Origin of the sequence: Aquimixticola soesokkakensis (genome assembly GCF_900172375.1) — a bacterium.
Classification (GTDB): domain Bacteria; phylum Pseudomonadota; class Alphaproteobacteria; order Rhodobacterales; family Rhodobacteraceae; genus Aquimixticola; species Aquimixticola soesokkakensis.
On record NZ_FWFS01000001.1, the window covers coordinates 294,294 to 318,861 of the forward strand.

Sequence of the window (24,568 nt, forward strand, 5' to 3'; positions counted from 1 at the left end):
TATTGTGTGCGCAACGAAAAGAGGGGCGTAGGCGTGAGAGCAAGACATTATCTGGCAGGCGGGGTTTCGTTTCTGGCCGCATTAAGCGCGGTCGGCGTGGACCGTTTGGGCGCGGACCCTTTGACCTCTACGGCGGTCAACACCTATGGCACGCAGGGCATCATCGACATGCCCTCCGCCGAGGTGGCCCCCGATGCGCAGCTTTCGGTTACCTATGCCAAAACCAAAAACGCCGCGCGCACCACGATTACCTTTCAGGCGACAGAGCGGCTGTCTTTGTCCTTTCGCTATGCGGGCATCGAGGATTACGCCGACGATTACGACACCTACACCGACCGCAGTTTCGACCTGCGCTACCAGATTGCGGGCGAAGGCACATATCGCCCCGCCATTGCGATCGGCCTGCAGGACTTCATGGGCACCGGCGTGTATTCGGGCGAATATCTCGCCGCGACCAAAACCCTGGGCGACAAGCTGACTGTCACCGGCGGTTTGGGCTGGGGGCGTCTGGCAAGCCACGGCGCGGTCTTCTCGATGGGCACGCGCGAAACCGATTTCGTTGAAACCGGCGGTGTGCCCAACGTCAAACAATGGTTCACCGGCGATGTCGCGCCCTTCGCGGGGCTGCGCTATCAGTACAACGACAAACTGGCTCTGGTGGCGGAATATTCCTCCGACGCCTATGTGGTCGAGACCCAGCGCGGGCTGGTGGATGTCAACACGCCGCTGAACTTTGGGGCCGAGTATAAGGTCGGGCGCAACTGGACGCTGGCGGGCTATGCGCTTTACGGGGCCGAAGTCGGTGCGCGCCTGAGCTATTCGGTCAACCCCAAGCACCCGCGCATTCCCGGCGGTACGCAAGCGGCGCCAATGCCGGTGGCCCAGCGCCCCGCGCCCGCTGCCGATCCCCTGGGCTGGTCGGGGCGGTGGATCGAGGACGGAACCGACGCCCCCGGAATCCGCAAGGCGCTCAAGACTGCGCTGGCCAAGGAAAGCATCATTCTGGAATCCGCCTCCCTGAGTGCAACGCGCGCCGAAGTGCGCATCCGCAATCAGGGTTTCGGGGCCCCCGCCGAGGCGCTGGGCCGCACAGCGCGCATCATGAGCCGCGCCTATCCGCCGTCGGTCGAGACCTTTGTGATCACCGAAGTGTCAAACGGTGCGCCGCTGCAATCGACGATCATCAACCGCAGCGCGTTGGAGCGGCTTGAAAACCGTCCCGCGGGTGAAATGCTTGCCGCGACACAATTTGCCGACCCCAAGTTGGCCGAACAACTGCCTGTCGCCAATGTCGAGGGTCTTTATCCCGACCTGCAATGGTCGCTGTCGCCCTATATTACTGCCTCGGTCTTTGATCCGGACAGTCCGGTGCGCGCGGATGCGGGGATTGCGGGGCGGGTCAACTACCGTCTCGGACAGGGGCTGTACCTGGGGGGGAGCGTCACGGGGCGGATCACCGGCAACCTCAGCGAGGCCAAGCCTGACCCCAATGACAACCCCGACATCCCGAACGTGCGTTCGGATTCGTCGTTTTACAATCAGGACCGCTTCCACCTCGAAGACCTGACGCTGGCCTGGTACACGCATCCGGCGAAAAACGTTTTTAGCCGCGTGACCATCGGTCAGCTGGAGCGCATGTATGGCGGTGTCTCGACAGAAGTGTTGTGGAAACGCCCTGAAAGCCGTCTCGCGTTCGGGGTCGAGGTGAACTACGCCAAGCAGCGCGATTATTCCGACCCCTTTGCCTTTCGCGATTATGACATCGTGACCGGCCATGCCTCGGCCTACTACGACCTTGGCAACGGCTATCACGGCGAAATCGACGCGGGCCGCTATCTGGCGGGGGATTGGGGCACGACGATTTCGCTCGACCGCGAATTCAACAACGGCTGGCGGATTGGCGGCTATGCGACCTTTACCGATATCTCCTTTGACGATTTCGGCGAGGGCTCGTTTGACAAAGGGTTCCGCATTACGATCCCGACGCAGTTTGTCGCCAATGCTCCGTCCCCCGACCGCACCAACCTGCTGATCAAGTCGCTCACGCGTGACGGTGGCGCGCGCCTCTCTGTGCAAGGGCGGCTGTATGAAACCGTGCGTCAGGCCCAGCAGCCTGAAATTGAAGACCGGTGGGGGAGATTCTGGCGATGAGCATGCTCGGAAAAATACGCGCAGGTGCTGCCCTTGTGATCTGTGGCGGGCTTTTGGCCGCCTGCGGCAATGATCGGGGCGTGTCGCAAAACCGCGAGGCCTTGTTGGAGATCACGGGTCTGGTGAAAACCGCCGTACAAAACAAATTGTCGGGTGCGCCCGAGGCGCCTGCTCCTGACGCGGTTGATCCCGCGCAGGCGGTCGCTGCGGCGATGCAGGCGGTGCCCGATGTGCCGCTGATCCTGGCGATGATGGAAAGCTCCGGCGCGACGAGCGTGATGGGCGTGTACAATGTGAACGGGCGCGATGTCACTTGGGTGACCCAGGCAAAACAGACGCTGACCCTGCGCGACGGTGTGCTTGTGGCGACGCGTGGATTGGGGGGCGATCTGATGTCCCTCGAGGAGGGATCGCTGGTGTCGCTGCTGAAGGCGCGACGTGGCGGGACCGTGCAAAAGACCTATCGTTTCCTCGATGGCGAGGACAATACGGCCCGTTTGCCGCTGACCTGTCAGGTCGAGGTTCAGGGCCGTGAACATGTGGTCAGTGGCGAAGTGTCGGCACAGACAACCGTGATGCGCGAAACCTGTGAGACGGGCGGCGCACCGATCACCAACGTCTATTGGGTCGATGGTGCGGGGCGTGTCGTGCAGTCGTTCCAATGGGCCAGCAGCTATGTGGGAAATGTGATTATCCGACAGCTGCGGTTCTGAGCGCTCGCCGCGACACGGTAAAAAACGGGGCAGCTTTGGCTGCCCTTTTTGCTGCCCTTCTTTGCGGTGTTTGATCGGATCAGGATCTGACCGTCTGGGCAGAGAGGCACCTGCCCAAAGAAAAACGGCGCCCGAAACCGGACGCCGTTTAAAACAACAATAAAGCCGAGGATTAGTCGTCTTTGTTGTTCGAGTACACTGCGTAAGCAATACCAACAGCGCCGAGGCCGAGGAGAGCAGCAGTTGCACCGGAAGTCGCGCCCAGCGAACCGAAGAGGGGAGCCGAGGAGGACGAGGGCCCGGGGTCTACAACAACGGGAGCAACCATAACGGGCTCGGAGTAGCCGCCAGCGAAAGCGGTGGAAGCGGACGCAGCAACGGCAGCAGCGGCGACAAGCGTGGTAAGAGTTTTCATTTTAAGTCTCCATGATCAGAATCGAACCACCATGTGGCTGTTCACGAAGATTCAATCACAAGTGCATGAGAAATAGAAGTGTTTCTTACCCAAATCCGATCGACCTGTGGCAAAAACGGCATGTTTTCGCCGCAACCGCGAATTTCCAGTTATTTTCGAGGGGTCGCTTTTGGCCCTGTGGCGGGGCCGACACGCCTGTAGGGTAAATATTTGATAAACATGCCGTTGTGTGAAGCCTCTCTTGTGCAAAGGAAACCTGTCTCGGCAGACAAGGATTCGGGCGCGGCGGCCTCTTGCTTTGCCTCTTTTGCGGGGGTGCGATAGGACGACAGGGCGTTCTGGGGAGGCACTGAAGCACCTTTTTGCGCAAGGACCAAAGCGGGAGTTTTCGGATGCCATCCGACGGGACAGTTTTACAGCGGCTCCGCACGCAACTGCGGTTTCGCTGGGCAGCGCTGCGCAATGAGGATGACGTGCTCGGGCGCGGAGGCGTCCCGTTGGACGTGCTGGCCCAGCAGCTTGCGGGCAAGCGCGTGGCCCTGGTGGGAAATGCGCGCGCGCTGGAACACAGGGATTTTGGCGCGCAGATCAACGCGGCCGATGTGGTGATCCGCATCAACCGTGCGCCGCGCCCGTCCGTGCGCTCGCATGGGGCGCGCACCGACTGGCTGGCGCTGGCGACCAGCCTGAGCGGCGCGGCCTTTGACGATATCGGGGCGGCGCATCTGATCTGGATGTCGCACAAACGCAAACGTCTGCGGTTGTGGATGGCGCGTCCGGCGCGGTTCACGCTGTTTCCCGCCGATCGCTATCAGGCCCTCAAATCCACGATGGGCGCGCAGCCGACCACCGGCGCCATGCTGGTGGCGTGGCTGAGCGACACCGATCTGGCGCAGCTGGATCTTTGGGGGTTCGACTTTTTCGCCTCTTTGTCGCTGTCGGGCGGGCGCGATGCGGGGCGTGTGCCCCATGATTTTTCCGCCGAGGCAAAGTTCGTCACGGGCGTCTGCGCGCGTGACCCGCGGGTGATCCATCACCCGATGGAATAGGGCAGACCACGCATTTGCACTTTATTTGCCCGCGCTTCTCTTATATGTGCCGCGCTTGTCATTGGACATGAGGAGACACCCAGATGGGCTATAAAGTCGTCGTTGCGGGTGCCACGGGTAACGTGGGCCGCGAAATGCTGAACATCCTCGCCGAGCGCGAGTTCCCTGCGGATGAGGTCGTCGCGCTGGCGTCGCGCCGCTCGCTGGGCACTGAAGTGAGCTATGGCGACAAGACCCTCAAGACCAAGGATCTCGATACTTTCGATTTCACCGGCTACGACATGGCCCTGTTTGCGGTCGGTTCGGAAGCCACGGCAAAATACGCGCCGATCGCTGCGAAGGCGGGCTGCGTGGTCATTGATAACTCGTCGCTCTACCGCTACGACCCGGAAATTCCGTTGATCGTGCCGGAAGTGAACCCCGATGCCATCGAGATGTATTCCAACAAGAATATCATCGCGAACCCCAACTGCTCGACCGCGCAGATGGTTGTGGCGCTCAAGCCGCTGCATGACCGCGCCAAGATCAAACGCGTGGTGGTCTCGACCTACCAGTCGGTGTCGGGATCGGGCAAAGAGGGCATCGACGAGCTTTGGGATCAGACCAAGGGCATGTATGTCCCCGGTCAGGAAAAAGCGCCCGCCAAATTCACCAAACAGATCGCCTTCAACGTGATCCCGCATATCGACGTCTTTATGGACAGCGGCGACACGAAAGAAGAATGGAAGATGATCGTCGAGACGAAAAAGATCATCGATCCCTCGATCAAAGTCACCGCGACCTGCGTACGTGTGCCGGTCTTTGTGGGCCACTCGGAATCGATCAACATCGAAACCGAAGACTTCCTCGACGAGGATGAAGCCCGCGACATCCTGCGCGAAGCCCCCGGCATTCTGGTGGTCGATAAGCGCGAAAATGGCGGCTATGTCACCCCCGTGGAATGCGTGGGCGATTTCGCGACCTTCATTTCGCGTATCCGTCAGGATGTGACCGTCGAAAACGGTCTGAACCTGTGGTGCGTGTCCGACAACCTGCGCAAAGGCGCGGCTTTGAACGCCGTGCAGATCGCAGAGCTTCTGGGCCGCCGCATCCTGAAAAAGGGGTGAATGCGGTCCCGATGACCGCGACCGTGACTGAATTGTGAAAAGGGCGTCCATATGGGCGCCTTTTTTGCATGGTCCTTGCGCTGTGCGATTCGCTTTTTGGCGGCGCGGCATCTGATCTGCCGGAGTTTGTGAGCGCGTTTCGAAGGAAAACGATCACGGTGGTCGGGCGAGGGGGATTTGACAAAAATGCGACAGATGGCGGGTTGAGCCGCTGATCCCGCCTAGCTTTCTGATTTTAGGGGGTTTTCACAGAATGTTCCTCTTTCATTCTTCATTAACCGACAATTTTAACAAAGCTGCGCCCCGTAACGCTTGCGTGATATGGTCTAAATGTCAGTGGGGGCTAACACTGGGGTGACGCAATGTTCCGTATCTCGTTCAATTTCGACGCGCTGATGAAGGAAAATGCGAAGCCTGTCAGGCTTGAGATGACGGTTGAGGGGGATGAGATCGCCCTGTCGAACCATCGTAAAAACATCTCGCGACCTGCGGGTATTCGCGATGACTGGGCCGAAGAACAGGCCAGGGTCGATGCGCAGGTGACGCGCGAAGAGATGATGCAGGTCTTTTCCGAAAAATTCGCAGGCAAGGCTGGCAGCCGCGTGGCGTAAACCCGCCGGTTCGGTGTGTTGGTGGGCGCATCACGCGCTTGTTGGGTGCCACCCGCTTGCCATTCGCCTTGGCTTGCCGCGATGATCCCGACTGTCTTGTGACAGATCGGGAGCCGCAGATGACTATCCACACCACCACATCGCCACGCCGACCCTCAGCTGCCACGGCGCTGCAGCGCGGGTTGATCCTGACGACGGCCCTTTTGGCCCCTGTCGTTGTCGCGGGGATGGCCAGCGCTGACGCCTACGCCGCGCCCACGCAGGTGCAGGAGGTGACGCTCTATCCTCAGGGGGCCACCGTGCAGCGCAGCGGCTCGGTCGACGTGCAAGAGGGCGCGCATGAGCTGGTGATTTCTGATGTGCCTCTCGGCCTCGATCCGCAGAGCCTGCGGGTGACGGTCGCGGGCGCAGGATTGGACACAGTCACGTTTCGCGACACGGATCTGGCGCCCTTCTCCCTTGCCGACACACCCGAACGGGAGGCCGCAGAGGCCCGCGTAGCCGAGGCAGAGCGTCGGATCGCGGCGGTTGAACAAGAGGTCGCTTTGGCCGAAGCCAAGGCCCAATCCGCCCTCGCCAAAGTTGCATTTTACGACAAAATCAGCGCCTCCGACACGCCCGCAGGGGAGCTTGCGCAGGTGGCGGAGGTGATCGGGCGCGAAGGTCTGGCGGCGCGCAACGAGGCCATCGCGGCGCAGGCCGAGGCCGACGCCATCCGCGAAACGCTTGAGCCGCTTGACGATGATCTTGAGCAAGCGCAGGCCGCGCGCGATGCTGTTGTACAGGACACCACCGCGCGTGCGCAGATCAAACTGTCAGTGACCGCGCCTGCAGCGGGGACGCTGAGCTACCGGGTGAGCTATGAGGTGCAGGAGGCGGGCTGGACGCCCGACTATGCGCTGCTTTTGACAACACAGGAATCGCCAAGCCTGACGCTGGATCGCGGGGCGCGGGTCTGGCAGGCCACGGGAGAAACCTGGCGCGATGTGGATGTGGTGCTGTCCACCAGCCGTCCGGGGACGCAAAACGCCCCGAGCGAGGTTTTCCCCTGGGTGCGCCGTCTGGGCGAGACCGATGAGCCGCCGATGCCCGCCCCGCGCGGCCTGAAAATGGCCAGTGGGGCCGAGATGATGATGAGCGACGCCGCGCCTGCCCCGCAGATGGTGGCGCGTGCCGAGATGCAGGGCATCACCCAGATCTATACCCTGCCGCACCCTGTGACGGTGGGGGGCGCTGCGGGCGATCTGCGCTTTGCCCTCGACAGGCTTGATCTTGCGCCGCAGGTGGTTGCGCGCGCTGTCCCGCTCTTTGATGCCAGCGCCTATCTGGTTGCGAAATACACAAATGACAGCGGCGAGGTGATCCTGCCGGGCGCTGTTCGTTTGATGCGCGACGGGGCCTTGATCGGGGAAAGCTGGCTAGATTTGATCACGCCGGCGCAAGAGGTGGAAACGGGTTTTGGCGCGATCGACGGGCTGACGGTGCGCCGGACCTTGCTGGATCGCAATGCGGGGGATCGCGGCGTGATCCGTCGCGACACCGAGGAGGTCGAAGCGTGGCGACTGGAGGTTGAAAACAACACCGACCGGCTTTGGGATGTCGAGCTGCGCGACCGCGTGCCGGTCAGCGAACAGGACGATCTCCAGATCAGCTGGTCTGCTGACCCAGCGCCCCAGGAAAGCGACATCGACGATCTGCGCGGCGTCCTGGGCTGGGCCTTCGACCTTCCGGCGGGGGCCTCCAATACCGTCACTTTGGAGACCACGCTGCGCTGGCCCGAAGGCAAGGTTTTGCGCTGAGCGATTCGCGCGGTCTGTCGCATTTTACAGGTGCGCCACAGGGTTGCCACAGTCCCGACGATGTCCTGCCAGATGTCTGATGCGCGCGCGCATCTGGCGCGCATCCGGCGGGTTTTCGGGGAATTTTAACGATCAAACGACGCGGCGTTTTTTAAAATAACACTTTGTTTTTAAACGCGTTTCTTTTGATTTTGGCGGTTTGATCGAATTGTTGTGAATGTCCCTCTGCACAAAAGCGCAGGGACATGGTTGCCTTGGGGAAGGGCGTGGGGCGCGCACCGAAAGGACCAAAAGATGTTTTCGATCCATCGCAACACTGATGTCGACCAACCGCTTGTTTTGGACTGGGGCTTGCCGATGACACTGGCGCGGCGCGTTCCGGCCAATCTGGATTTGCCGCGCGGTGCCTGTGCCGACAACGTGGTCCCGTTGCACTTGCGGCCCTTTGATCCCGACTTTCGTCCCGACATGGGCGCACGGCTGGTCGGCTGACCTGCCCGCCTCAAAGAGCGCCACAAAAATCAGAAAAAAATGAGGAGAGTTGCCATGACCTGTTTCAAAACCAAAGCCCGCTGCGGTCGTCGCGCAGCCTTGGCCACGAAGGCTGCTTTCGATGTCATGTTGTTTCCGGCATCGACACCCGTGCGCTTTGTGTCGCGCGCCGATGACATTGCGGCGCGCCGCACAATGGAGGCCGCAATGAAACCGGTGTTTGTGCGTCATCAGGCCGAAGAGGCCGTGGCGCAGGTGGATGTGGCGCAGGAGGGTACCCAAAACGACAGCCCGATTTCCTTTGCCGCCATTCTGGCCGCGAGCAGATCAAAGGACGCCAGTCGCGCAGCGTGAGGCGGCTGTGGCGCGGCGGTCGGCCCACCCCGCGCCACAGGCGTTTGAGAGTTTAGATAACGCTGAAGCGGTCATGCTCGGCGTTATATTCGAACAGCGATCCTTCGCCGATGTCGTGCCACAGCCCGTGCAGCGACAGCGCGCCGCTTTCGACGGCGTCTTTCACAAAGGGGAAGGTCATGAGGTTGTCGAGCGAGGTCAGCACGGCCTGATGTTCCAGTGCCAGCACCTGCTCGGCTTCGGGCAGGGATTGCACCTTTTCATAACCGCCGCGCAGCAGATCCATCCAGCGCCCCACGAAGGAGCTGTCCTGTTCCAGCTCGGGCGCTTTGCCAGAACACATATCGTGACAGCCTTTGACGCCGCCGCAGCTTGAGTGGCCCAGCACCACGATATGCGCCACCTTCAGCGCGGTCACCGCATATTCGATGGTTGCCGAGGTGCCGTGTTGCAAGCCGTCGGGCGAATGGGGCGGCACGAGGTTGGCAATATTGCGGTGGATAAAGAATTCGCCCTGATCCGCACCGAAAATCGAGGTGACATGGACGCGGCTGTCACAGCAGGAAATGATCATCGCCCGGGGGCGCTGACCTTCGGTGGCAAGGCGTTTGTACCATGCGCGATTTTCCGAATAGGCAGTCGCACGCCACCCCTGGTAGCGTTGAACGAGGTAGCTGGGCAAAGGCTTGGCAACATGCATTGGGCGCTCTTTCGGTTACTGAATTTCTACCAATCTAGTGCCGATTTGTGCGGAATTCGAGGGACAAACTTCTGCGCGTTAAACCTTTTCTTGAGGACAATCCGGCATCTTTGGAACAACTGCGCGTGGGGGCGTGCTTGACTTGGGGTGAAAAGATGGTGGTGACGAACTTGAAACCGGAGGCCGGTGTTCGTGTGGATCGGGAACGGCTTGAACAACTGTATGTGCAGTTGGGGCATAGCAGCGCGGAAGGCGTGATTGCCCGCGCAATGGAAGAGTTGGCGGTGCGTCTGGCGCGGGTCGAAGCCTGCTATCGCAAGGGCGAGATTGACAAAATGGCGCGCGCCGCCCGCTCGATGGTCGCAATTTCCGAACAGATCGGGCTTGAGACCTTTGCGCAAGTGTCGAGCAATGTTGCCGACCTGTCTACGCGCGGCGATGATACCGCGCTGGCGGCCTGCGTGGCGCGGCTGATGCGGATCGGCGAGGGGTCTTTGATCGCGGTCTGGGATTTGCAGGACATGTCTGTCTGAGGGACCTGTTCGCCTCTCTGGCCGGTGCGCGATCGGGGCGCATTTGCGGGAAGTTTGCAAAGCGGAAGAGAGTGCTGAGGGGCCTCTTTTCCGCTTTTTCGTTGCTCTCGACGGCGGTGCATCGGCGCATATGGGGCAGGGGCTTGTTGCTGCGCACGGGCGCGCTAGGGTGTGGCGCAAGAACAGGAGATTTCCCATGCCATCTGATACGCCCGAAACCCCGTCGTTGCGCTTTGCGCCGGCCAGCGCACCGTCAGTGCCGCTGGCGTTTGTTGCCGCCGAGTCCCTGGAGCAGTGGCTGGCGACTTTGCCTGCCGCGCAGAGCCGCTTCGCCCGCGCCCAAGGTTTTACGGCGGGGATTGGCGCAACGGTGGTCTTTGCCGATGACGAGGGTGCCATGACGGGGGTTGCCGTGGGACGTGGCACCGCGCAGGCGCGCGCGCGCGGGCGCTTTGCCCTGGCTGCCGCGCGCGCGGCCTTGCCCGCGGGGGTCTATCACCTCGACAGCGATCTCGCCGGCTCCGAGCTGGAGGCCGAAGTGCTTGGCTGGCTTTTTGCGGGCTACCGCTTTGACCGCTATCACGCAAATGCGGCACCCAAGGCAGCGCTTTGTGCGCCCGAAGGCGTCGATGCCGCGCGGATCGAGGCGATTGTCGCGGGGGAGTGCCTGACGCGCGATCTCATCAATACGCCAGCAAACGACATGGGCCCCCAAGAGCTGGAAGAGGCCGCGGTCCATCTGGCGAACCACTTCGGAGCCTCGCATCTGGTGGTCAAGGGCGATGACCTTCTGGCGCAGAATTTCCCGATGATCCACGCCGTGGGGCGCGCGGCTGTGCCAGCGCGCGCGCCGCGCCTGATCGAGTTGAACTGGGGCGACACCGGCCCGCTTTTGACGCTGGTTGGCAAAGGCGTGTGTTTTGATACCGGCGGGTTGAACATCAAACCCGGCGCATCGATGGGGCTGATGAAAAAGGACATGGGCGGCGCGGCGACCGTTTTGGGGCTGGCGCAGATGATCATGGCCCTGAAGATGGACATCCGCCTGCGGGTGCTGATTCCGGCCGTGGAAAATGCCATCGCAGGCGATGCATTTCGCCCCGGTGACATTTTGCAATCGCGCAAGGGGTTGACGGTCGAAGTCAACAACACCGACGCAGAAGGCCGTTTGGTTCTGGCCGATGCTCTGGCGCTCGCGGATGCGGGCGAAAGCGATCTGGTCGTGTCTTTTGCAACGCTCACCGGCGCGGCGCGGGTCGCGGTCGGTCCGGATCTTGCCCCGTTTTTTGCCAGTACATCCGCGCTTGTCGCACCTTTGATGCAGGCCGGCGAAACGGTTGCGGACCCGCTGTGGAACCTGCCCTTCTGGGCCCCCTATGAGACGATGATCGAACCGGGCATTGCCGATCTCGACAACGCCCCTGCGGGCGGCATGGCGGGGGCGATCACGGCGGCGCTTTTCCTCAAACGCTTTGTCACCGACACCCCCAAATATGTGCATTTTGACATTTACGGCTGGTGTCCCGCGGCCAAACCGGCGCGCCCCAAAGGGGGCGTCGGCCAAGGGGCACGCGCCCTTCTGGATGCGCTACCGGAGCTGTTGGCGCGATGACGGATCGTCGCAGCACGCCCGCAAATGCCCGCGTCGCCCTGACAGGGTTTGCCAGCGCCGATCAGCGTGAAGTCACCCCCGAGCGTGTCAGCATTTCACGCCCGGTTGCCGATCTGCGCAGGGACAGCGGACAGCGGGACCGCCAGTTGTTGATGGGGGAGGCCTTTGATGTTCTGGAACGCCATGCTGGGCGCGCCTTTGGAATTTCGGCGCGCGATGCCTATGTCGGCTACATCGAGGAGGGCGATCTGGGCCTGCCGGTGGTGCCGACCCATACCATCGGCGTGCGCGCGTCGCATCTGTACCCCGAACCTGACCTGAAATCCGAGGCGTTGCTGTCGGTGTCGTTTGGCACGCGGCTGGTCATCGTGGATGAACGTCATAAATTCATGGAAACCGACACCGGGCTGTTTGTGCCGAAATCGCATTTGCGGCTGGTGGCCAAGCCGTTTTCCGACCCTGTCACGATTGCCCAGCTGTTTTTCGGCACGCCCTACCTGTGGGGCGGTAATTCCGCTTTTGGGATTGATTGCTCGGGACTGGTGCAGGCGGGGCTTCTGGCCTGTGGAGAAGGCTGTCCCGGGGATAGCGATTTGCAAGAATCGCTGGGGGGCGCGGCCACTGGCGCGATGGAGCGTGGGGATCTGATGTTCTGGAAGGGGCATGTCGCCTGGGTGGTGGATGCGGGGACGATCCTGCATGCCAACGCCCATCACATGGCCGTCGCCTACGAGCCGATGGACAAAGCCATCGCGCGGATCGAGGCGCAGGGGGGAGGGCCGGTCACGGCGCGGCGTCGCCTTTAGGGCGGCGCTTTAGTCGATCGGGCGGATCATCTTGCGGTCAAACACCCGCAAAACGGTCGCAAGATCCTGACCACGTTTCAAAATTTGCCCATCCATGCCAACCACGCAATACATCCCCTGTTTGTTGCGCAGGCGGGGACGTTTTTCGATCGTATACATCGGATGCTCGGCGGTGCGGCGAAACACGGAAAACACGGCGACTTCCTTGAGAAAGGACATGCCGTAATCGCGCCATTCGCCTGCCGCGACCATGCGCCCGTACAGCCCCATGATCAGGCCGAGTTCGATGCGGTTGAAGGCCACTTTGTCCATCGCGGTGGAGGCGCCTGAGGCGGGGGGGAAAGGTGTTGGCACTGTCATCCTATAGAAGGTGGCGCGCAGTCGGCCCAAAATCAAGCGCCGCGCGGGCGGGCAGGGCTGGGACTGCGAAATTTGCCTTATTTCTGCCGCGAAAAGACCTATGCGGTTTCGCAATTCGAGCGCGGTTTTGCCGCCTTCGCCCTGCATAAGGGGTAACAGAGCGAAAATGCTTCCCCCGATGGTGTGATTTAACAGCCCCCACCCAGTTCGCATCATCGGGGACTTCGCTCGAACCAAAGGGTCCTGTTGCGCAAGCAGCGGGGCCTTTTTGCTGTGCAGTTTGTGCGCCTTCGGGGAGAGCATGCCGAAAACCGGCGCTGTTCACGGATTCGTTGGATGTTGTGAGGCGCGCTGTCGGGTTAGGCTTGGGGTGGCCGTGGTAAAGGCGGTTGAATGGCACACCCCTGCGGGAGATTTTGATGACACGACTGAATATTTTGATGCGCGCTGTGACGATGGCGGCGGTGCTTGGTGCCGGTTCTGGCGGTGTCGCCCTGGCCCAGGACGATGCGGTGGCAACCCGTCAGGCTGGGATGAAAGCCATCGGCGGCTCGGTGCGGACTTTGGGGAATATGGCCAAAGGCACGGTTGCCTTTGACGCCGCCGCCGCACAGGCCGCGCTTGACAAGATCGCGCAAGAAGCGGCGCTGATTCCCGTGCATTTCGAGGCCGAAGTCATCGAGGGCGATACCGAGGCAAAGCCCGCGATCTGGACCGATTGGGACAGTTTCGTCGCCGATGCGAAGGCGCTTGAAGACGCAGCGGGCACGGCCACTGTCGCCAGCGCCGATGATCTTGCGCCCGCGATGGCCACAATCGGCGCGACCTGCAAAACCTGCCACTCCGAATTTCGCAGCTAGGCGCTGCGCTTAGCCGCACCAGACGCGGGCGATCAGGCCCGCGTCATCCAACTCGACGTTGGTGCGGCTTTCGATGAAATCCATCGTCATCGGCTGGCCGCGCTTGAGAACGCGCAGCGGGCCCGCCAGTGTCAGGGTTTCAAGCACCATCGGCTTCTCGCCAATCTTTGCCTGCACCGCGTCAAGGGCGCAGGCGGTGTTGACACCCTCCGGTGTCGGAGCCGCGACATCGCCCCCACGGCCCATGGCCTGCACCGCGCATAGGCTGAGCAGAACGGCACATGCGGCCAGTGGCACGGCGACGATAAGACGTTTGGAGACAGGGTCGGTCATAGCGGTGTCCTCGGAGTGGCTTGGGGTGACGTGCGGGGGTGGCGCCTGCAAATGAGATTGAACCTCGACGGGATTTCTTTAGTCTACGGCTCTCACATTGAGGGAGGCCGACTATGCGCACAAGAGCCGCTGTTGCCGTTGCACCGGGCAAACCGCTGGAAATTATGGAAGTGAACCTTGAGGGCCCGAAAGCGGGCGAGGTTCTGGTTGAAATCAAGGCGACGGGGATTTGCCACACCGACGAGTTCACCTTGTCGGGCGCCGATCCCGAAGGCTTGTTTCCCGCGATTCTGGGCCACGAGGGCGCGGGTGTCGTTCTGGAGGTGGGGGAAGGCGTCACGACGCTGAAACCGGGCGATCACGTGATCCCGCTCTACACGCCGGAATGCCGCGAATGCCCGTCCTGCCTGTCGCGCAAAACCAACCTTTGCACCTCGATTCGCGCTACGCAGGGCGCGGGCATGATGCCCGATGGCACCACGCGCTTTACCATGCTCGACGGCACTCCGATCCACCACTACATGGGCTGCTCGACCTTTGCCAACCACACGGTCGTGCCCGAAATCGCGCTGGCAAAAGTCCGTCAAGACGCACCTTTTGACAAGATTTGCTACATCGGCTGCGGGGTGACCACCGGCGTGGGCGCGGTGATCAACACCGCCAAGGTCGAAATCGGCGCGACGGCCGTGGTCTTTGGTCTGGGCGGCATCGGGTTGAACGTCATTCAGGGTCTGAAACTGGCCGGTGCCGATATGATCATCGGCGTCGATCTCAACAATGACAAAAAGGAATGGGGCGAGAAATTCGGCATGACCCATTTCGTCAATCCGAAAGAAATCGACGGCGATATCGTGCCTCATATCGTCGAGATGACGAAACGCGGCGCGGACCAGATCGGCGGGGCAGATTACACCTTTGACTGCACGGGCAATACCACCGTGATGCGTCAGGCGCTTGAATGCGCGCACCGCGGCTGGGGCGAAAGCATCGTGATCGGCGTGGCGGCTGCGGGGGCGGAAATTTCGACCCGCCCGTTCCAATTGGTCACGGGGCGCGTCTGGAAAGGCACGGCCTTTGGCGGCGCACGCGGGCGCACCGATGTGCCCAAAATCGTCGATTGGTACATGGATGGCAAGATCGAGATCGATTCGATGATCACCCACACGCTCAAACTCGAAGACATTAACAAAGGCTTTGATTTGATGCATGCGGGCGAAAGCATCCGCTCGGTTGTGCTGTACTGATCCGGCGTCACACAGACGGCTTTGGGGGCTGCCGGAAACGGTGGCCCTTTTGCATTGGGCGCCTGTCGGTTTACCGTTTGGCGTAGCGCGCGAGGAACATCGTGACCGCACCCTCGACGACCCGCGCTTTTTCCGCGTCGGTAATGTCGTCTTTCAACTCGAACAGCGCGCGATCCATCAGGTCGGCTTTGCACAGAACGTGAAACTGATCGGCCGCAAGCGCGACATCCTCGATTTCCAAATCACCCCGCTCGATCGCGGCTTCAAGGAATTTGGAAATCTTGTTGCGCACCATATTGGGGCCGAATTCGTAGAATTGTTTGCCAACCTGTGGAAAACGTTCACTTTCTGCCACACACATTCGGTACATGCGCCGATTGAACGTCGAGGACATGATGTCGATGATCTGCGTGGCTGCAGCGCGCAAAACCTCCGCCAAAGGGGCGGACATATCAATCCGCTCGGACGCGATTTCGGCCTGTCGGACGCATTCGGTGCGCGAGACCTCCATGAACAACAGCCGCTTGTCGGGAAAGTAGCTGTAGAGCGTCGCCTTGGACACGCCCGCTTCGCGCGCGATTTCATCCACGCTTGCCCCGTCAAACCCGTCACGCAAAAAGATCAGGCGCGCCCCGTCGACGACCTGATCATATTTGCGGCCCTTGCGGATCTTTGGGTTCGGCTGGTTCATGCAGGCTCCGATGCTTGGCTGCAGAGTAGGCGAAAACGCGCAGTCTCTACAAGGGCATGCTGGATCGTGGTGCCAGTCGACCCTGCGTTCGGATTTGCGATTTATTTGTCCGCCTGAAGGGCGCAGGCCGAGGTGGCATGCGGGGTGTAGGCGCAGGCGAGCGGTTCGGCGCGCGTGGTGGCGGGACGTTCGGCGGGGAAAACCATGTCCGGCAGGCTGACCCCGTAGTTCGTCGCAAAAGCGGGCAGGGCGGATGTGCTGGCAAGGGCGAGCGTGGCGGCGGCGATGAGGCGCGAGAGAAAGGACATGAGAGGCTCCGTTGAGAGATGTCGTTAAATGGAATGTGCCGTTCAGGTGAGGAATTTAAACTGAACGGTATAGTTTTATTTGGCGCGTCGCGCACCATAAGTCAAGCGTTTCTGAACAGATCGGTTCAGAAAATATGTGCCCTACAACTTGCCACGCCTGAAAGCCCCGCTATTTTAGAATCATTCTAAACTGGAGTTCACCATGTTGCCTGGCCGCCCGACCCGCAAACGTTTCAAAGATCTCACGGAGCAGGAAATCCTCGCGCTCGCAATTTCTTCCGAAGAGGACGACGGACGCATTTATCGCAGCTACGCCGAGCGCCTGCGCGCGGAGTATCCCGACACGGCAGCAATGTTCGACGCGATGGCGCGCGAGGAAGATGTGCATCGCCAGCGTCTGATCGACCGCCACATCGTCCGGTTCGGCACCCATATCCCGCTCGTGCGGCGCGAGCATGTTGCGGGGTTCTATCAACGCAAGCCGCTCTGGCTTGTCGAAAACCTCGGTCTGTCGCGCATCCGCAGCGAGGCCGAAGCGATGGAACGCCAAGCCGAACGCTTTTATCTGAGCGCGGCCGCGCAGACCTCTGATGCAGAGACCCGCAAATTGCTGGGCGATCTGGCGGCGGCCGAGGCGGTGCACACGGCCAAAGCGGTAGACCTGCAAGACAGCCATCTGCCTGCAGAGGCGCGCGATAGCGAAGATCGTGACGCCCATCGCAAATTCGTGCTGACATGGGTCCAGCCGGGGCTTGCGGGGCTGATGGATGGATCGGTGTCAACGCTTGCGCCGATTTTCGCGACGGCTTTCGCCACCCAGGACCCGCATACCACCTTGCTTGTCGGTTTGGCCGCCGCGATTGGCGCGGGGATTTCCATGGGGTTTACCGAGGCCGCGCATGATGATGGCAAGATTTCCGGCCGCGGCTCGCCCCTGAAACGGGGGCTTGCATCGGGGATCATGACGGCTGTCGGCGGGCTGGGTCACGCCCTGCCCTATCTCATCCCCGACTTTTGGACCGCGACGACATTGGCGATGATCGTGGTGTTCATCGAATTGTGGGCCATCGCGTGGATTCAGAACCGCTACATGGAAACCCCGTTCTTTCGCGCCGCGGTTCAGGTCGTTCTGGGCGGTGCGCTGGTCTTTGGCGCCGGGGTGTTGATCGGCGGCGGATGACCGAGCAGCTGCACGCTGGCCCTTGCAACATGGGCGCGAACCCGTGAAAGTCGCGCCAAGCCCTGTGGCCTATGTGCAAGGAGATCCCCATGGACCTGAAATCCCGCAATAGCTGCTTTGGCGGTACGCAAGAGGTCTGGAGCCACGCCTCAAGCGCGACCGGCACCGACATGACCTTTGGCCTGTTTCTGCCCTCCGAAGCAAAAGACGGCCCCGTGCCGGTTTTGTGGTATCTGTCTGGGCTGACCTGTACCCATGAAAACGCCATGACCAAGGCCGGTGCCCAAGCCTGGGCCGCCGAACAGGGCATCGCGCTGGTCTTTCCCGACACATCACCGCGCGGCGCGGGGGTTCCCGATGATGCGGCTTTCGATCTGGGACAGGGGGCGGGATTTTATCTTGATGCCACCGAGGAGCCCTGGGCGAAAAACTTTCGCATGCGCGACTACGTCCTGAACGAATTGCCCGCGCTGTTGTTTGGCACCTTCGCGCTGGATGCCGAGCGCCAATCCATCACCGGCCATTCCATGGGCGGCCATGGTGCGCTGGTGCTGGCCATGACCGCGCCTGAGCGCTTCCTGTCGGTCTCGGCCTTTGCGCCGATCTGCAACCCGACCCAATCGGAATGGGGGCAAAAACAATTTGCCGCCTATCTCGGGGAGGCCGACAAAAAGGTCTGGATGCAAAACGATGCCACCCTTTTGATGGCGGATCGCGGCTTTGACGGGCCGATGCTGATCGACACGGGGACCGAGGATCAGTTCCTTGATCTGCTGATGCCCGAAGCGCTCGCCAGTGCCATCGCCAAGCGCCGCCAACAGGCGATTTTCCGCATGCAGCAGGGCTATGACCACAGCTATTTCTTCGTTTCCACCTTCATTGAGGAACATATCGCCTTTCACGCGGAGGCGCTCTACGCGTGATCTACATCGACGCTGATGCCTGCCCCGTCAAAGCCGAGGCCGAAAAGGTCGCGACCCGTCACGGGCTCAAGATTTTCATTGTCTCCAACGGCGGTTTGCGGCCTTCGCCCAATCCGCTGGTTGAAATGGTCTTTGTCGCAGACGGGCCGGATGTTGCCGATATGTGGATCGCAGACCGCGCAACGCGGGGCGACGTGGTGGTGACGGGAGACATCCCGCTGGCGGCCAAATGCGTCGAAGCCGGCGCACGGGTGATCAAGCACAATGGCGAGCCGCTGACACAGGCCAACATCGGCAATGTGTTGGCAACGCGCGATCTGATGGCGGATCTGCGCTCGGCTGATCCGTTTCGTCAGGGCGGCGGAAAACCCTTCTCCAAAGCGGATCGCTCGCGGTTTCTCGACGGGTTGGAACGCATGGTTCAGGCGGCAAAAAGGGACGCGACATGAGCAAAAGCAGCGTTGATGCGGTGATTTTCGACATCGGCAATGTCCTGATCGAATGGCAACCGGAACGCCATTACGACGCCGTTGTCGGTGAGGCGCGGCGGCGCGAGATGTTTGCCGCCGTCGATCTTCATGCGATGAACGATCGCGTGGATCAGGGGGGGAACTGGCGCGAGACGGTCATGGAATGCGCCCGGGCCTACCCCGAATTCGCGTCCGAAATCCGCATGTGGTATTTTGACTGGATGCAGATGGCTGCCCCCGCGATCCCGCAGTCTGTCGCGCTGCTGCGTGCTTTGCGCGCCAAGGGTGTGCCGGTCTTTGCCCTGACAAATTTCGGCATCGAAAACTTTGAATTTGCGCAGACGCAATATCCGTTCTTGACCGAATTTGACCGCGCCTTTGTGTCGGGGCGGATGGGCTGCGTCAAACCGCATCGCCCGATTTACGAACAGGTCGAATCGGCGTGCAAGATCGACCCCAAGCGCTTGCTGTTTGCCGATGATCGTGCCGAGAACCTTGATGTGCCGCGCAGCCGTGGCTGGCAGGTGCATTTGTTCGACGGCCCGACGCGTTGGGCCGAGCGCTTGGTGGATGCCGGGCTTTTGACGCGTCAGGAGGCGCAGCTCTAAGATGATCGGCCTTGGCGTTGTTGTGCTGGTGGCGGTGCTGGTCGCGCTGCCGTTTCTGATCGAGTGGCGCAGGCCCGGTATCAAACCCCTGCGGGACCGTTTGGGGGTGGATCAACTGGACCTCCCCGCAGGCGTCACCCGCATCAAATGGGTCGGGCCGAATGCCGCAACCGCCAAAGGGCCGATTGCCGTTTGTCTATCGGACAACACCACCCCGTTGATCGCCTTCGAATACCTGAGCGCGGAGCTGGTCGAACAGGGCTACCGTGTGCTGTGCTATGATTATTGGGGGCGCGGCCTGAGTGACACCGTTGATGGTGCCCAAACCACCGAGTTTTTCGTGGATCAACTGGACGGTGTGCTTCAGGCGCTCGGCGTCGAGCGCGACATCACTTTGGTGGGCTACGGGATGGGCGCGGGGATCGCCCTCGCCTTTGCCGCAGAGCGCGCGGAGGATGTCGAGCGGGTGGTCCTGTTGGCCCCGACCGTCCTGGAAACCCATCTGTCGCGCGCAGAGCGGTTTTGCCGCGATGTGCCGGTGTTGGGGGATTGGGCGGCGCTGGTCCTGCCGCTGCTGCTGCCCGCCCAACTCGGAACTGATCGCGACCTTGCCGCGTGGCGGCGTGTGGTTCAACAGCGACGCGGCTATCAGAAATCAGTCCTGTCGGCGCGCCGCCATATTCTGCGGGACGATTTTTCGTTCGATTTGAAGGAGTTGCGCGCGCTCTATGTGCCGGTTCTGGCGATTTGGGGGGGCGTGGACCGCGTGGTGCCGATCCGTGCCCTGGGCCAGATGGCCGAAATCGGGCGGTCGGTTCGACAGGAGGTTGTCGAAACGGCAGGGCATGATTTGCCCCTCAGCCATCCTTCGCAAGTGGCGAAGTTGATTGCGCAGTTCGTCAACGACACGCAGGGCTAGGAGGCGCTGCGCAGGCGCAGCGGCACTTCTCGTACCGGCAGGTGCACCAGCGCCGAAAAGGCCCCGATTCCGACACCGAGCCACCAGACGGCCGTGTAATCGCCGTAGAGGTCGTAAAGCTTTCCGCCCAGCCAGACGCCCATGAAGGCGCCCAGCTGGTGGGAAAAGAACACGATCCCGTAAAGCGTCCCCATGTAGCGCAGCCCGTAAAGATAGGCGACAAGGCCGGAGGTCAGGGGCACCGTTGCCAACCACAAAGCGCCCATGGCGACCGAAAAGACCAACACCGAGGCAGGGGTGATCGGCATCAGGATGAACAGCGCCGCAACCACGGTGCGGGCCACGTAAATCCCGAACAGGAGGTATTTGCGCGGATAGCGTTTGCCCAGATAGCCCGCACAGAGCGTTCCGGCGATATTGGCCAAGCCGATGATCGAAATGGAAATCGCGCCAAGCGTGGCAGTGGAGGCCACGCCAAGGCTTGCGAGCGTGCCCGAGGGGTCAATCGCGCCGCACATTTCGGTCACCAGCGCGGGGAAATGCGCGGTGATGAAGGCAAGTTGATAGCCGCAGGAAAAGAACCCTAGAAAGATCAGGGTAAAGGAGGGATCGCGAAAGGCTTGCCCCAGAATGCTGCGCAGGCTTTCTTCGATCTCGGTTTTGCCGGCCGTTGGCGCGCGCATCAGCGGCAAAACCGCAAGCGACGCCAGAATCAGGGCCGCAAACAGCAAAAACACCTGCTGCCACGCCATCATACCAAGCAACCATTCCGCCACGGGCGCGCCAAAGACCTGCCCTGCAGAGCCTGCGGCGGTGGCAATCGCCAAAGCCATCGAGCGGTTCTCATCCGAGGCGGCGCGGCCCACGACCGCCAAAATCACGCCAAATCCCGTACCGGCGATGCCGAAACCGACCAGAATCTCCAGCATTTGATGCGCTTCGGGTGTCACCGCAAAGGAGGACAGCACCAATCCGGCGGCATAGGTCAAAGCGCCCAGGATGATGGCTTTGCGATCCCCGATCCGTTCGGCCAAAGCGCCAAAGATCGGCTGGCCAAAGCCCCAGGCAAGGTTCTGGATCGCAATGGCGAGGGAAAATTCTGCCCGTGGCCAGTTGAAATCGGTGGCAATCGGGATTTGAAACACGCCAAAGGAGGCGCGGATCGCAAAGCTGGCAAGAATGATGACACATCCGGCCAGCAAAACCGGCGAAAACAGAGGGCTGCGCTGATCCATGAAAGGCTCCTTTGTTGTCGCAATTTGCGCGACCTGCTGCGCCGCGTCAAATGCCCGATTGTGACGGCGCTCATAGGCTTTTCTTATCCTTTCGAGCGCAGTATGCAGGGCTATGGTCACGATTAGCGAAGAATATGAGGCGCGTGTTGCAAACGGCACGCTGACGGCAGACCCCGCCCAGGCGGCGGTTTTGCCGATGTTCGACCGGTTAAAGCGCGAGTTGGAAGCCGCGCCCGCGCAGGCTGCGAAAAAGAGCCTGTTCAGCCGGTTGAAAAAGGCCGATGCACCCGAGCCCGTGCGCGGGCTGTACCTGTGGGGCGGGGTCGGGCGCGGCAAATCCATGTTGATGGACCTATTTGCCGACATGGTCGATGTTCCCAAACGACGCATCCATTTTCACGCCTTCATGCAAGAGGTCCACAACGGGCTGAACGCGGCGCGCGCAAAGGGCATTCAGGACACGCTTGTGCCTGTGGCCGACGATATCGCCGCCGATGTGCGCCTGTTGTGTTTTGACGAAATGCAGATCACCGACATCACCGATGCGATGATTGTCGGGCGCCTGTTCGAACAGCTGTTCGCGCGCGGTGTGACGGTCGTGACCACCTCCAACCGCCTGCCGGACGATCTGTATAAGAACGGGTTGAACCGTCAGTTGTTTGTCCCCTTCATCGAGGTCATCAAACAGCGCCTTGACGTGCACGAACTGGCGTCGCCGCAGGATTATCGCCAAGGCCGCTTGACCGGCGAGCAGGTGTATTTTTCGCCGGTGAACGATGACGCCCGCCGCGCCGTGGATGCGATCTGGGCCGATTTGACGGGCGGCAAAAGCGAGGGGCTGACGCTGACGGTCAAAGGCCGCGAACTGGACCTGCCGCAGTTTCACAACGGCATGGCGCGGGTGCGCTTTTGGGACCTCTGCGCCAAGGCGCTGGGCGCAGCGGATTATCTGGCCCTTGCCGAAGCGGTGAAACTGTTGATCCTGGAAGATGTCCCGAGCTTGGGGCGCAGTAATTTCAACGAAGCCAAGCGGTTCGTGACCCTGATAGATGCGCTTTACGAAGCGGATGTGCGGTTGATCGTGACCGCTGCAGATAGTCCCGAACAGCTTTATCTTGAGGGCGAGGGGACGTTTGAATTCGAACGCACCGCCTCGCGATTGCGCGAAATGCAGGACGCCAATTGGGGCGCTGAACGCGACTGACCTCGGGAGATCATTTTCTTAGCTAAGAAAATGCCGCAGGAAATTCTTCTGCGAAGAATTTTGCCCGCCCGAAGCTTGGAAATGTCGCCGTGGCAAAAGAAAAGGCCCGGATGCGGGTGCATCCGGGCCAAATCGAAAGCTGGGATCGGAAGGGATCAGCCTTTGAACTCGGGGTAGGCTTCCATGCCGAGTTCCGCTTTGTCGAGACCGGTGATTTCGACTTCTTCGGAGACGCGGATGCCCACAGTCACTTTGAGGATGATCCAGAGGATCAGCGACACGATGAAGGTGAAGGCACCGATGGACACCACACCGATGAACTGGGTCACGAAGGAGGTGCCATCATTGGTCAGCGGAACCGCGAGGGTGCCCCAGATACCACAGACAAGGTGAACGGGGATCGCGCCGACAACGTCATCAATTTTGAGTTTGTCGAGCAGCGGCACGGTGAAGACCACGATCACGCCGCCCAGACCACCGATGATCACCGCCATCAGGATAGAGGGGGTGAGGGGTTCTGCGGTGATGGACACGAGACCTGCGAGAGCGCCGTTGAGCACCATGGTGAGGTCGGCTTTGCCGTAGAGGATCTGGGTCAGAACCAGAGCCGCAATCGAACCAGCTGCCGCTGCCATGTTGGTGTTCACAAAGATGCGCGACACGTCGGTGATGTCGCCAACGGTGCCTGCTGCAAGCTGCGAGCCACCGTTAAAGCCGAACCAACCGAGCCACAGGATGAATGTCCCGAGGGTTGCAAGCGCAAGGTTCGAACCGGGCATGGGGACGACTTTGCCGTCTTTGAATTTGCCGATACGCGGCCCCAGAACGATAGCACCGGCGAGAGCGGCAAAACCACCAGCAGCGTGCACGAGGGTCGAGCCTGCGAAGTCGGAGAAGCCCATTTCGCTCAGGAAGCCGCCGCCCCACTGCCAGGAGGCTTCGATCGGGTAGATGATGCCGGTCAGCACGATGGTAAAGAGGAAGAAGGGCCAGATTTTGATGCGTTCCGCCAGCGTACCGGACACGATGGAGGCGGTGGTCGCACAGAACATCAGCTGGAAGAAGAAATCGGAGGCCGTCGACGCGTAGTCGAGAGCGGCTTCGGCCTGGTCCAGACCAACGGGTTCCATCACGGCGGGGGAGAAGCCGCCCAGAACGCCGGGGATGATCCAGTCGCCGGGGTACATCAGGCCGTAGCCGATGAACCAGTAGAGGAGCGACGCGATGGAGAACAGCGCGACGTTCTTGAGAAGCTGGGTCGCAACGTTTTTCGAGCGCACGAGGCCTGCTTCGAGCATGGCGAAACCGGCTGCCATCCAGAACACGAGGAAGCCGCCGATGAGGAAGAGCAACGTGGTAAAGATGTAGGGGTTGATGTCCGGTGCTGCAGCTGCAACCTCGGCGTCCTGGGCAAAGGCGAGCGCGGGGAGGACCGCCGCTACAGCCGAAGCCGAGATAAGCTTGGTGAGTTTCATTTTGAAAAAGTCCCTTTCGTCAGGATCAGGTTCGCAACGCTTAGATGGCGTCGTCGTTGGTCTCGCCGGTGCGGACGCGGACAGCCGCTTCCACGTCGAGAACGAAGATCTTGCCGTCGCCGATCTTGTCGGTCTTGGCGGTGGTGGAGATCGTCTCAACGACCTGGTCTGCCATGGCGTCGGCCACGACCAGCTCGAGCTTCACTTTCGGCACAAAGTTCACGGCGTATTCGGCACCGCGGTAGATTTCGGTGTGGCCGGATTGCGAGCCAAAGCCCTTGATCTCGGTGACCATCATCCCACGCACGCCAATGGCGGTGAGCGCTTCGCGTACTTCTTCAAGCTTGAACGGCTTGATTGCAGCAATAACTAGTTTCACGTTTTTCCCCTTCCGTTAGGCGGGTGATTGCCGATGAA

27 protein-coding genes are annotated in these 24,568 nt (G+C 61.1%); 19 read left to right on the top strand and 8 right to left on the bottom strand.

The genetic code is table 11. The features are described from left to right. Positions 1-33: 33 nt before the first annotated feature. From AQS8620_RS01390 to AQS8620_RS01430, 8 genes are all read left to right on the top strand, one after another. Positions 34-2,151: a YjbH domain-containing protein gene (locus tag AQS8620_RS01390; RefSeq protein WP_143267379.1), complete on the top strand. Its 2,118-nt coding sequence runs from the start codon at positions 34-36 to the stop codon at positions 2,149-2,151. Continuing rightward, the gene (locus tag AQS8620_RS01395; RefSeq protein ID WP_085835028.1) at positions 2,148-2,864 is read left to right on the top strand and encodes a YjbF family lipoprotein; all 717 of its coding nucleotides are present in this window, start codon (positions 2,148-2,150) and stop codon (positions 2,862-2,864) included. Before AQS8620_RS01390 ends, AQS8620_RS01395 begins: the two co-directional genes overlap by 4 nt. A gap of 807 nt (positions 2,865-3,671) precedes the next feature. Next, positions 3,672-4,328, top strand: a complete 657-nt coding sequence (locus tag AQS8620_RS01405; RefSeq protein ID WP_085835030.1) for a glycosyltransferase family 29 protein — start codon at positions 3,672-3,674, stop codon at positions 4,326-4,328. An 83-nt stretch (positions 4,329-4,411) separates the two neighbouring features. Continuing rightward, entirely contained in the window at positions 4,412-5,434 is a 1,023-nt protein-coding gene (locus AQS8620_RS01410) for an aspartate-semialdehyde dehydrogenase (protein ID WP_085835031.1), read from the top strand. Between the two features lie 362 nt (positions 5,435-5,796). Next, positions 5,797-6,045 (top strand): hypothetical protein, encoded by a 249-nt coding sequence (locus AQS8620_RS01415; RefSeq protein WP_085835032.1) that lies wholly within the window; start codon positions 5,797-5,799, stop codon positions 6,043-6,045. Positions 6,046-6,164: 119 nt separating this feature from the next. Then, positions 6,165-7,844, top strand: a complete 1,680-nt coding sequence (locus AQS8620_RS01420; RefSeq protein WP_085835033.1) for a DUF4139 domain-containing protein — start codon at positions 6,165-6,167, stop codon at positions 7,842-7,844. 294 nt (positions 7,845-8,138) lie between these two features. Then, a complete protein-coding gene (locus tag AQS8620_RS01425; protein WP_085835034.1) occupies positions 8,139-8,336 on the top strand; it encodes a hypothetical protein in 198 nt (65 codons plus the stop codon). A 54-nt stretch (positions 8,337-8,390) separates the two neighbouring features. After that, entirely contained in the window at positions 8,391-8,690 is a 300-nt protein-coding gene (locus tag AQS8620_RS01430) for a hypothetical protein (RefSeq protein WP_085835035.1), read from the top strand. A 52-nt stretch (positions 8,691-8,742) separates the two neighbouring features. On the opposite strand, the gene AQS8620_RS01435 is transcribed toward AQS8620_RS01430, so the two are convergent. Beyond that, complete coding sequence (locus AQS8620_RS01435; protein ID WP_085835036.1) at positions 8,743-9,390, bottom strand: carbonic anhydrase; 648 nt, start codon at positions 9,388-9,390, stop codon at positions 8,743-8,745. A gap of 155 nt (positions 9,391-9,545) precedes the next feature. Here AQS8620_RS01435 and AQS8620_RS01440 point away from each other — a divergent pair, with 155 nt between their 5' ends. From AQS8620_RS01440 to AQS8620_RS01450, 3 genes are all read left to right on the top strand, one after another. Next, positions 9,546-9,923, top strand: a complete 378-nt coding sequence (locus AQS8620_RS01440) for a hypothetical protein (protein WP_085835037.1) — start codon at positions 9,546-9,548, stop codon at positions 9,921-9,923. A gap of 196 nt (positions 9,924-10,119) precedes the next feature. Beyond that, positions 10,120-11,535: a leucyl aminopeptidase family protein gene (locus tag AQS8620_RS01445; protein ID WP_085835038.1), complete on the top strand. Its 1,416-nt coding sequence runs from the start codon at positions 10,120-10,122 to the stop codon at positions 11,533-11,535. Next, positions 11,532-12,341 (top strand): C40 family peptidase, encoded by an 810-nt coding sequence (locus AQS8620_RS01450; RefSeq protein ID WP_085835039.1) that lies wholly within the window; start codon positions 11,532-11,534, stop codon positions 12,339-12,341. The genes AQS8620_RS01445 and AQS8620_RS01450 overlap by 4 nt, the downstream gene beginning before the upstream one ends. Positions 12,342-12,350: 9 nt before the next feature. Here AQS8620_RS01450 and AQS8620_RS01455 read toward each other — a convergent pair whose 3' ends face one another. Next, positions 12,351-12,701, bottom strand: coding sequence for a DUF2794 domain-containing protein (locus tag AQS8620_RS01455; protein ID WP_143267380.1), 351 nt, complete (start codon positions 12,699-12,701; stop codon positions 12,351-12,353). Positions 12,702-13,120: 419 nt separating this feature from the next. Between AQS8620_RS01455 and AQS8620_RS01460 the strand changes: the two genes are divergently transcribed. Further along, positions 13,121-13,561 (top strand): c-type cytochrome, encoded by a 441-nt coding sequence (locus AQS8620_RS01460; RefSeq protein ID WP_085835041.1) that lies wholly within the window; start codon positions 13,121-13,123, stop codon positions 13,559-13,561. Between the two features lie 9 nt (positions 13,562-13,570). Here the strand turns inward: AQS8620_RS01460 and AQS8620_RS01465 are convergent, their stop codons facing one another. Continuing rightward, a complete protein-coding gene (locus AQS8620_RS01465) occupies positions 13,571-13,894 on the bottom strand; it encodes an I78 family peptidase inhibitor (protein ID WP_085835042.1) in 324 nt (107 codons plus the stop codon). Between the two features lie 113 nt (positions 13,895-14,007). On the opposite strand from AQS8620_RS01465, the gene AQS8620_RS01470 reads away from it, so the two are divergent. Then, positions 14,008-15,138: an S-(hydroxymethyl)glutathione dehydrogenase/class III alcohol dehydrogenase gene (locus AQS8620_RS01470; RefSeq protein WP_085835043.1), complete on the top strand. Its 1,131-nt coding sequence runs from the start codon at positions 14,008-14,010 to the stop codon at positions 15,136-15,138. 70 nt (positions 15,139-15,208) lie between these two features. Here the strand turns inward: AQS8620_RS01470 and AQS8620_RS01475 are convergent, their stop codons facing one another. Continuing rightward, positions 15,209-15,829: a TetR/AcrR family transcriptional regulator gene (locus AQS8620_RS01475; RefSeq protein WP_085835044.1), complete on the bottom strand. Its 621-nt coding sequence runs from the start codon at positions 15,827-15,829 to the stop codon at positions 15,209-15,211. Positions 15,830-15,930: 101 nt separating this feature from the next. Beyond that, on the bottom strand, positions 15,931-16,137 hold the full coding sequence (locus tag AQS8620_RS01480) for a hypothetical protein (protein ID WP_085835045.1): 207 nt from the start codon (positions 16,135-16,137) through the stop codon (positions 15,931-15,933). Between the two features lie 202 nt (positions 16,138-16,339). Between AQS8620_RS01480 and mbfA the strand changes: the two genes are divergently transcribed. The 5 genes from mbfA to AQS8620_RS01505 all read left to right on the top strand — a co-directional run bounded on the left by mbfA (position 16,340) and on the right by AQS8620_RS01505 (position 20,237). Then, positions 16,340-17,317, top strand: a complete 978-nt coding sequence (mbfA, locus tag AQS8620_RS01485; RefSeq protein WP_085835046.1) for an iron exporter MbfA — start codon at positions 16,340-16,342, stop codon at positions 17,315-17,317. A gap of 89 nt (positions 17,318-17,406) precedes the next feature. After that, positions 17,407-18,240: an S-formylglutathione hydrolase gene (gene fghA / locus AQS8620_RS01490; RefSeq protein ID WP_085835047.1), complete on the top strand. Its 834-nt coding sequence runs from the start codon at positions 17,407-17,409 to the stop codon at positions 18,238-18,240. After that, positions 18,237-18,689, top strand: coding sequence for a YaiI/YqxD family protein (locus AQS8620_RS01495; protein ID WP_085835048.1), 453 nt, complete (start codon positions 18,237-18,239; stop codon positions 18,687-18,689). Before fghA ends, AQS8620_RS01495 begins: the two co-directional genes overlap by 4 nt. Next, positions 18,686-19,318, top strand: a complete 633-nt coding sequence (locus AQS8620_RS01500) for an HAD family hydrolase (protein ID WP_085835049.1) — start codon at positions 18,686-18,688, stop codon at positions 19,316-19,318. Before AQS8620_RS01495 ends, AQS8620_RS01500 begins: the two co-directional genes overlap by 4 nt. A 1-nt stretch (position 19,319) precedes the next feature. Next, entirely contained in the window at positions 19,320-20,237 is a 918-nt protein-coding gene (locus tag AQS8620_RS01505; protein ID WP_085835050.1) for an alpha/beta fold hydrolase, read from the top strand. On the opposite strand, the gene AQS8620_RS01510 is transcribed toward AQS8620_RS01505, so the two are convergent. Further along, entirely contained in the window at positions 20,234-21,472 is a 1,239-nt protein-coding gene (locus tag AQS8620_RS01510) for an MFS transporter (protein WP_085835051.1), read from the bottom strand. The genes AQS8620_RS01505 and AQS8620_RS01510 overlap by 4 nt on opposite strands. 112 nt (positions 21,473-21,584) lie before the next feature. On the opposite strand from AQS8620_RS01510, the gene zapE reads away from it, so the two are divergent. Next, positions 21,585-22,676: a cell division protein ZapE gene (zapE, locus tag AQS8620_RS01515; protein WP_085835052.1), complete on the top strand. Its 1,092-nt coding sequence runs from the start codon at positions 21,585-21,587 to the stop codon at positions 22,674-22,676. 155 nt (positions 22,677-22,831) lie between these two features. Here zapE and AQS8620_RS01520 read toward each other — a convergent pair whose 3' ends face one another. Both AQS8620_RS01520 and AQS8620_RS01525 read right to left on the bottom strand, forming a co-directional pair. Then, a complete protein-coding gene (locus AQS8620_RS01520; RefSeq protein WP_085835053.1) occupies positions 22,832-24,151 on the bottom strand; it encodes an ammonium transporter AmtB in 1,320 nt (439 codons plus the stop codon). A 40-nt stretch (positions 24,152-24,191) separates the two neighbouring features. Beyond that, positions 24,192-24,530, bottom strand: coding sequence for a P-II family nitrogen regulator (locus AQS8620_RS01525; RefSeq protein WP_085835054.1), 339 nt, complete (start codon positions 24,528-24,530; stop codon positions 24,192-24,194). Positions 24,531-24,568: the final 38 nt, after the last annotated feature.

What these genes read in the sequence shown, in the direction of transcription:
- AQS8620_RS01500 (WP_085835049.1), top strand. Translation starts at nt 18,686, where the DNA reads ATGAGCAAAAGCAGCGTTGATGCGGTGATTTTCGACATCGGCAATGTC.
- AQS8620_RS01445 (WP_085835038.1), top strand. Translation starts at nt 10,120, where the DNA reads ATGCCATCTGATACGCCCGAAACCCCGTCGTTGCGCTTTGCGCCGGCC.
- AQS8620_RS01475 (WP_085835044.1), bottom strand. Translation starts at nt 15,829, where the DNA reads ATGAACCAGCCGAACCCAAAGATCCGCAAGGGCCGCAAATATGATCAG.
- mbfA (WP_085835046.1), top strand. Translation starts at nt 16,340, where the DNA reads ATGTTGCCTGGCCGCCCGACCCGCAAACGTTTCAAAGATCTCACGGAG.
- AQS8620_RS01410 (WP_085835031.1), top strand. Translation starts at nt 4,412, where the DNA reads ATGGGCTATAAAGTCGTCGTTGCGGGTGCCACGGGTAACGTGGGCCGC.
- AQS8620_RS01450 (WP_085835039.1), top strand. Translation starts at nt 11,532, where the DNA reads ATGACGGATCGTCGCAGCACGCCCGCAAATGCCCGCGTCGCCCTGACA.
- AQS8620_RS01480 (WP_085835045.1), bottom strand. Translation starts at nt 16,137, where the DNA reads ATGTCCTTTCTCTCGCGCCTCATCGCCGCCGCCACGCTCGCCCTTGCC.
- AQS8620_RS01405 (WP_085835030.1), top strand. Translation starts at nt 3,672, where the DNA reads ATGCCATCCGACGGGACAGTTTTACAGCGGCTCCGCACGCAACTGCGG.
- AQS8620_RS01455 (WP_143267380.1), bottom strand. Translation starts at nt 12,701, where the DNA reads ATGACAGTGCCAACACCTTTCCCCCCCGCCTCAGGCGCCTCCACCGCG.
- AQS8620_RS01430 (WP_085835035.1), top strand. Translation starts at nt 8,391, where the DNA reads ATGACCTGTTTCAAAACCAAAGCCCGCTGCGGTCGTCGCGCAGCCTTG.
- AQS8620_RS01420 (WP_085835033.1), top strand. Translation starts at nt 6,165, where the DNA reads ATGACTATCCACACCACCACATCGCCACGCCGACCCTCAGCTGCCACG.
- AQS8620_RS01415 (WP_085835032.1), top strand. Translation starts at nt 5,797, where the DNA reads ATGTTCCGTATCTCGTTCAATTTCGACGCGCTGATGAAGGAAAATGCG.
- AQS8620_RS01440 (WP_085835037.1), top strand. Translation starts at nt 9,546, where the DNA reads ATGGTGGTGACGAACTTGAAACCGGAGGCCGGTGTTCGTGTGGATCGG.
- fghA (WP_085835047.1), top strand. Translation starts at nt 17,407, where the DNA reads ATGGACCTGAAATCCCGCAATAGCTGCTTTGGCGGTACGCAAGAGGTC.
- AQS8620_RS01460 (WP_085835041.1), top strand. Translation starts at nt 13,121, where the DNA reads ATGACACGACTGAATATTTTGATGCGCGCTGTGACGATGGCGGCGGTG.
- AQS8620_RS01505 (WP_085835050.1), top strand. Translation starts at nt 19,320, where the DNA reads ATGATCGGCCTTGGCGTTGTTGTGCTGGTGGCGGTGCTGGTCGCGCTG.
- AQS8620_RS01510 (WP_085835051.1), bottom strand. Translation starts at nt 21,472, where the DNA reads ATGGATCAGCGCAGCCCTCTGTTTTCGCCGGTTTTGCTGGCCGGATGT.
- zapE (WP_085835052.1), top strand. Translation starts at nt 21,585, where the DNA reads ATGGTCACGATTAGCGAAGAATATGAGGCGCGTGTTGCAAACGGCACG.
- AQS8620_RS01470 (WP_085835043.1), top strand. Translation starts at nt 14,008, where the DNA reads ATGCGCACAAGAGCCGCTGTTGCCGTTGCACCGGGCAAACCGCTGGAA.
- AQS8620_RS01465 (WP_085835042.1), bottom strand. Translation starts at nt 13,894, where the DNA reads ATGACCGACCCTGTCTCCAAACGTCTTATCGTCGCCGTGCCACTGGCC.
- AQS8620_RS01395 (WP_085835028.1), top strand. Translation starts at nt 2,148, where the DNA reads ATGAGCATGCTCGGAAAAATACGCGCAGGTGCTGCCCTTGTGATCTGT.
- AQS8620_RS01435 (WP_085835036.1), bottom strand. Translation starts at nt 9,390, where the DNA reads ATGCATGTTGCCAAGCCTTTGCCCAGCTACCTCGTTCAACGCTACCAG.
- AQS8620_RS01425 (WP_085835034.1), top strand. Translation starts at nt 8,139, where the DNA reads ATGTTTTCGATCCATCGCAACACTGATGTCGACCAACCGCTTGTTTTG.
- AQS8620_RS01520 (WP_085835053.1), bottom strand. Translation starts at nt 24,151, where the DNA reads ATGAAACTCACCAAGCTTATCTCGGCTTCGGCTGTAGCGGCGGTCCTC.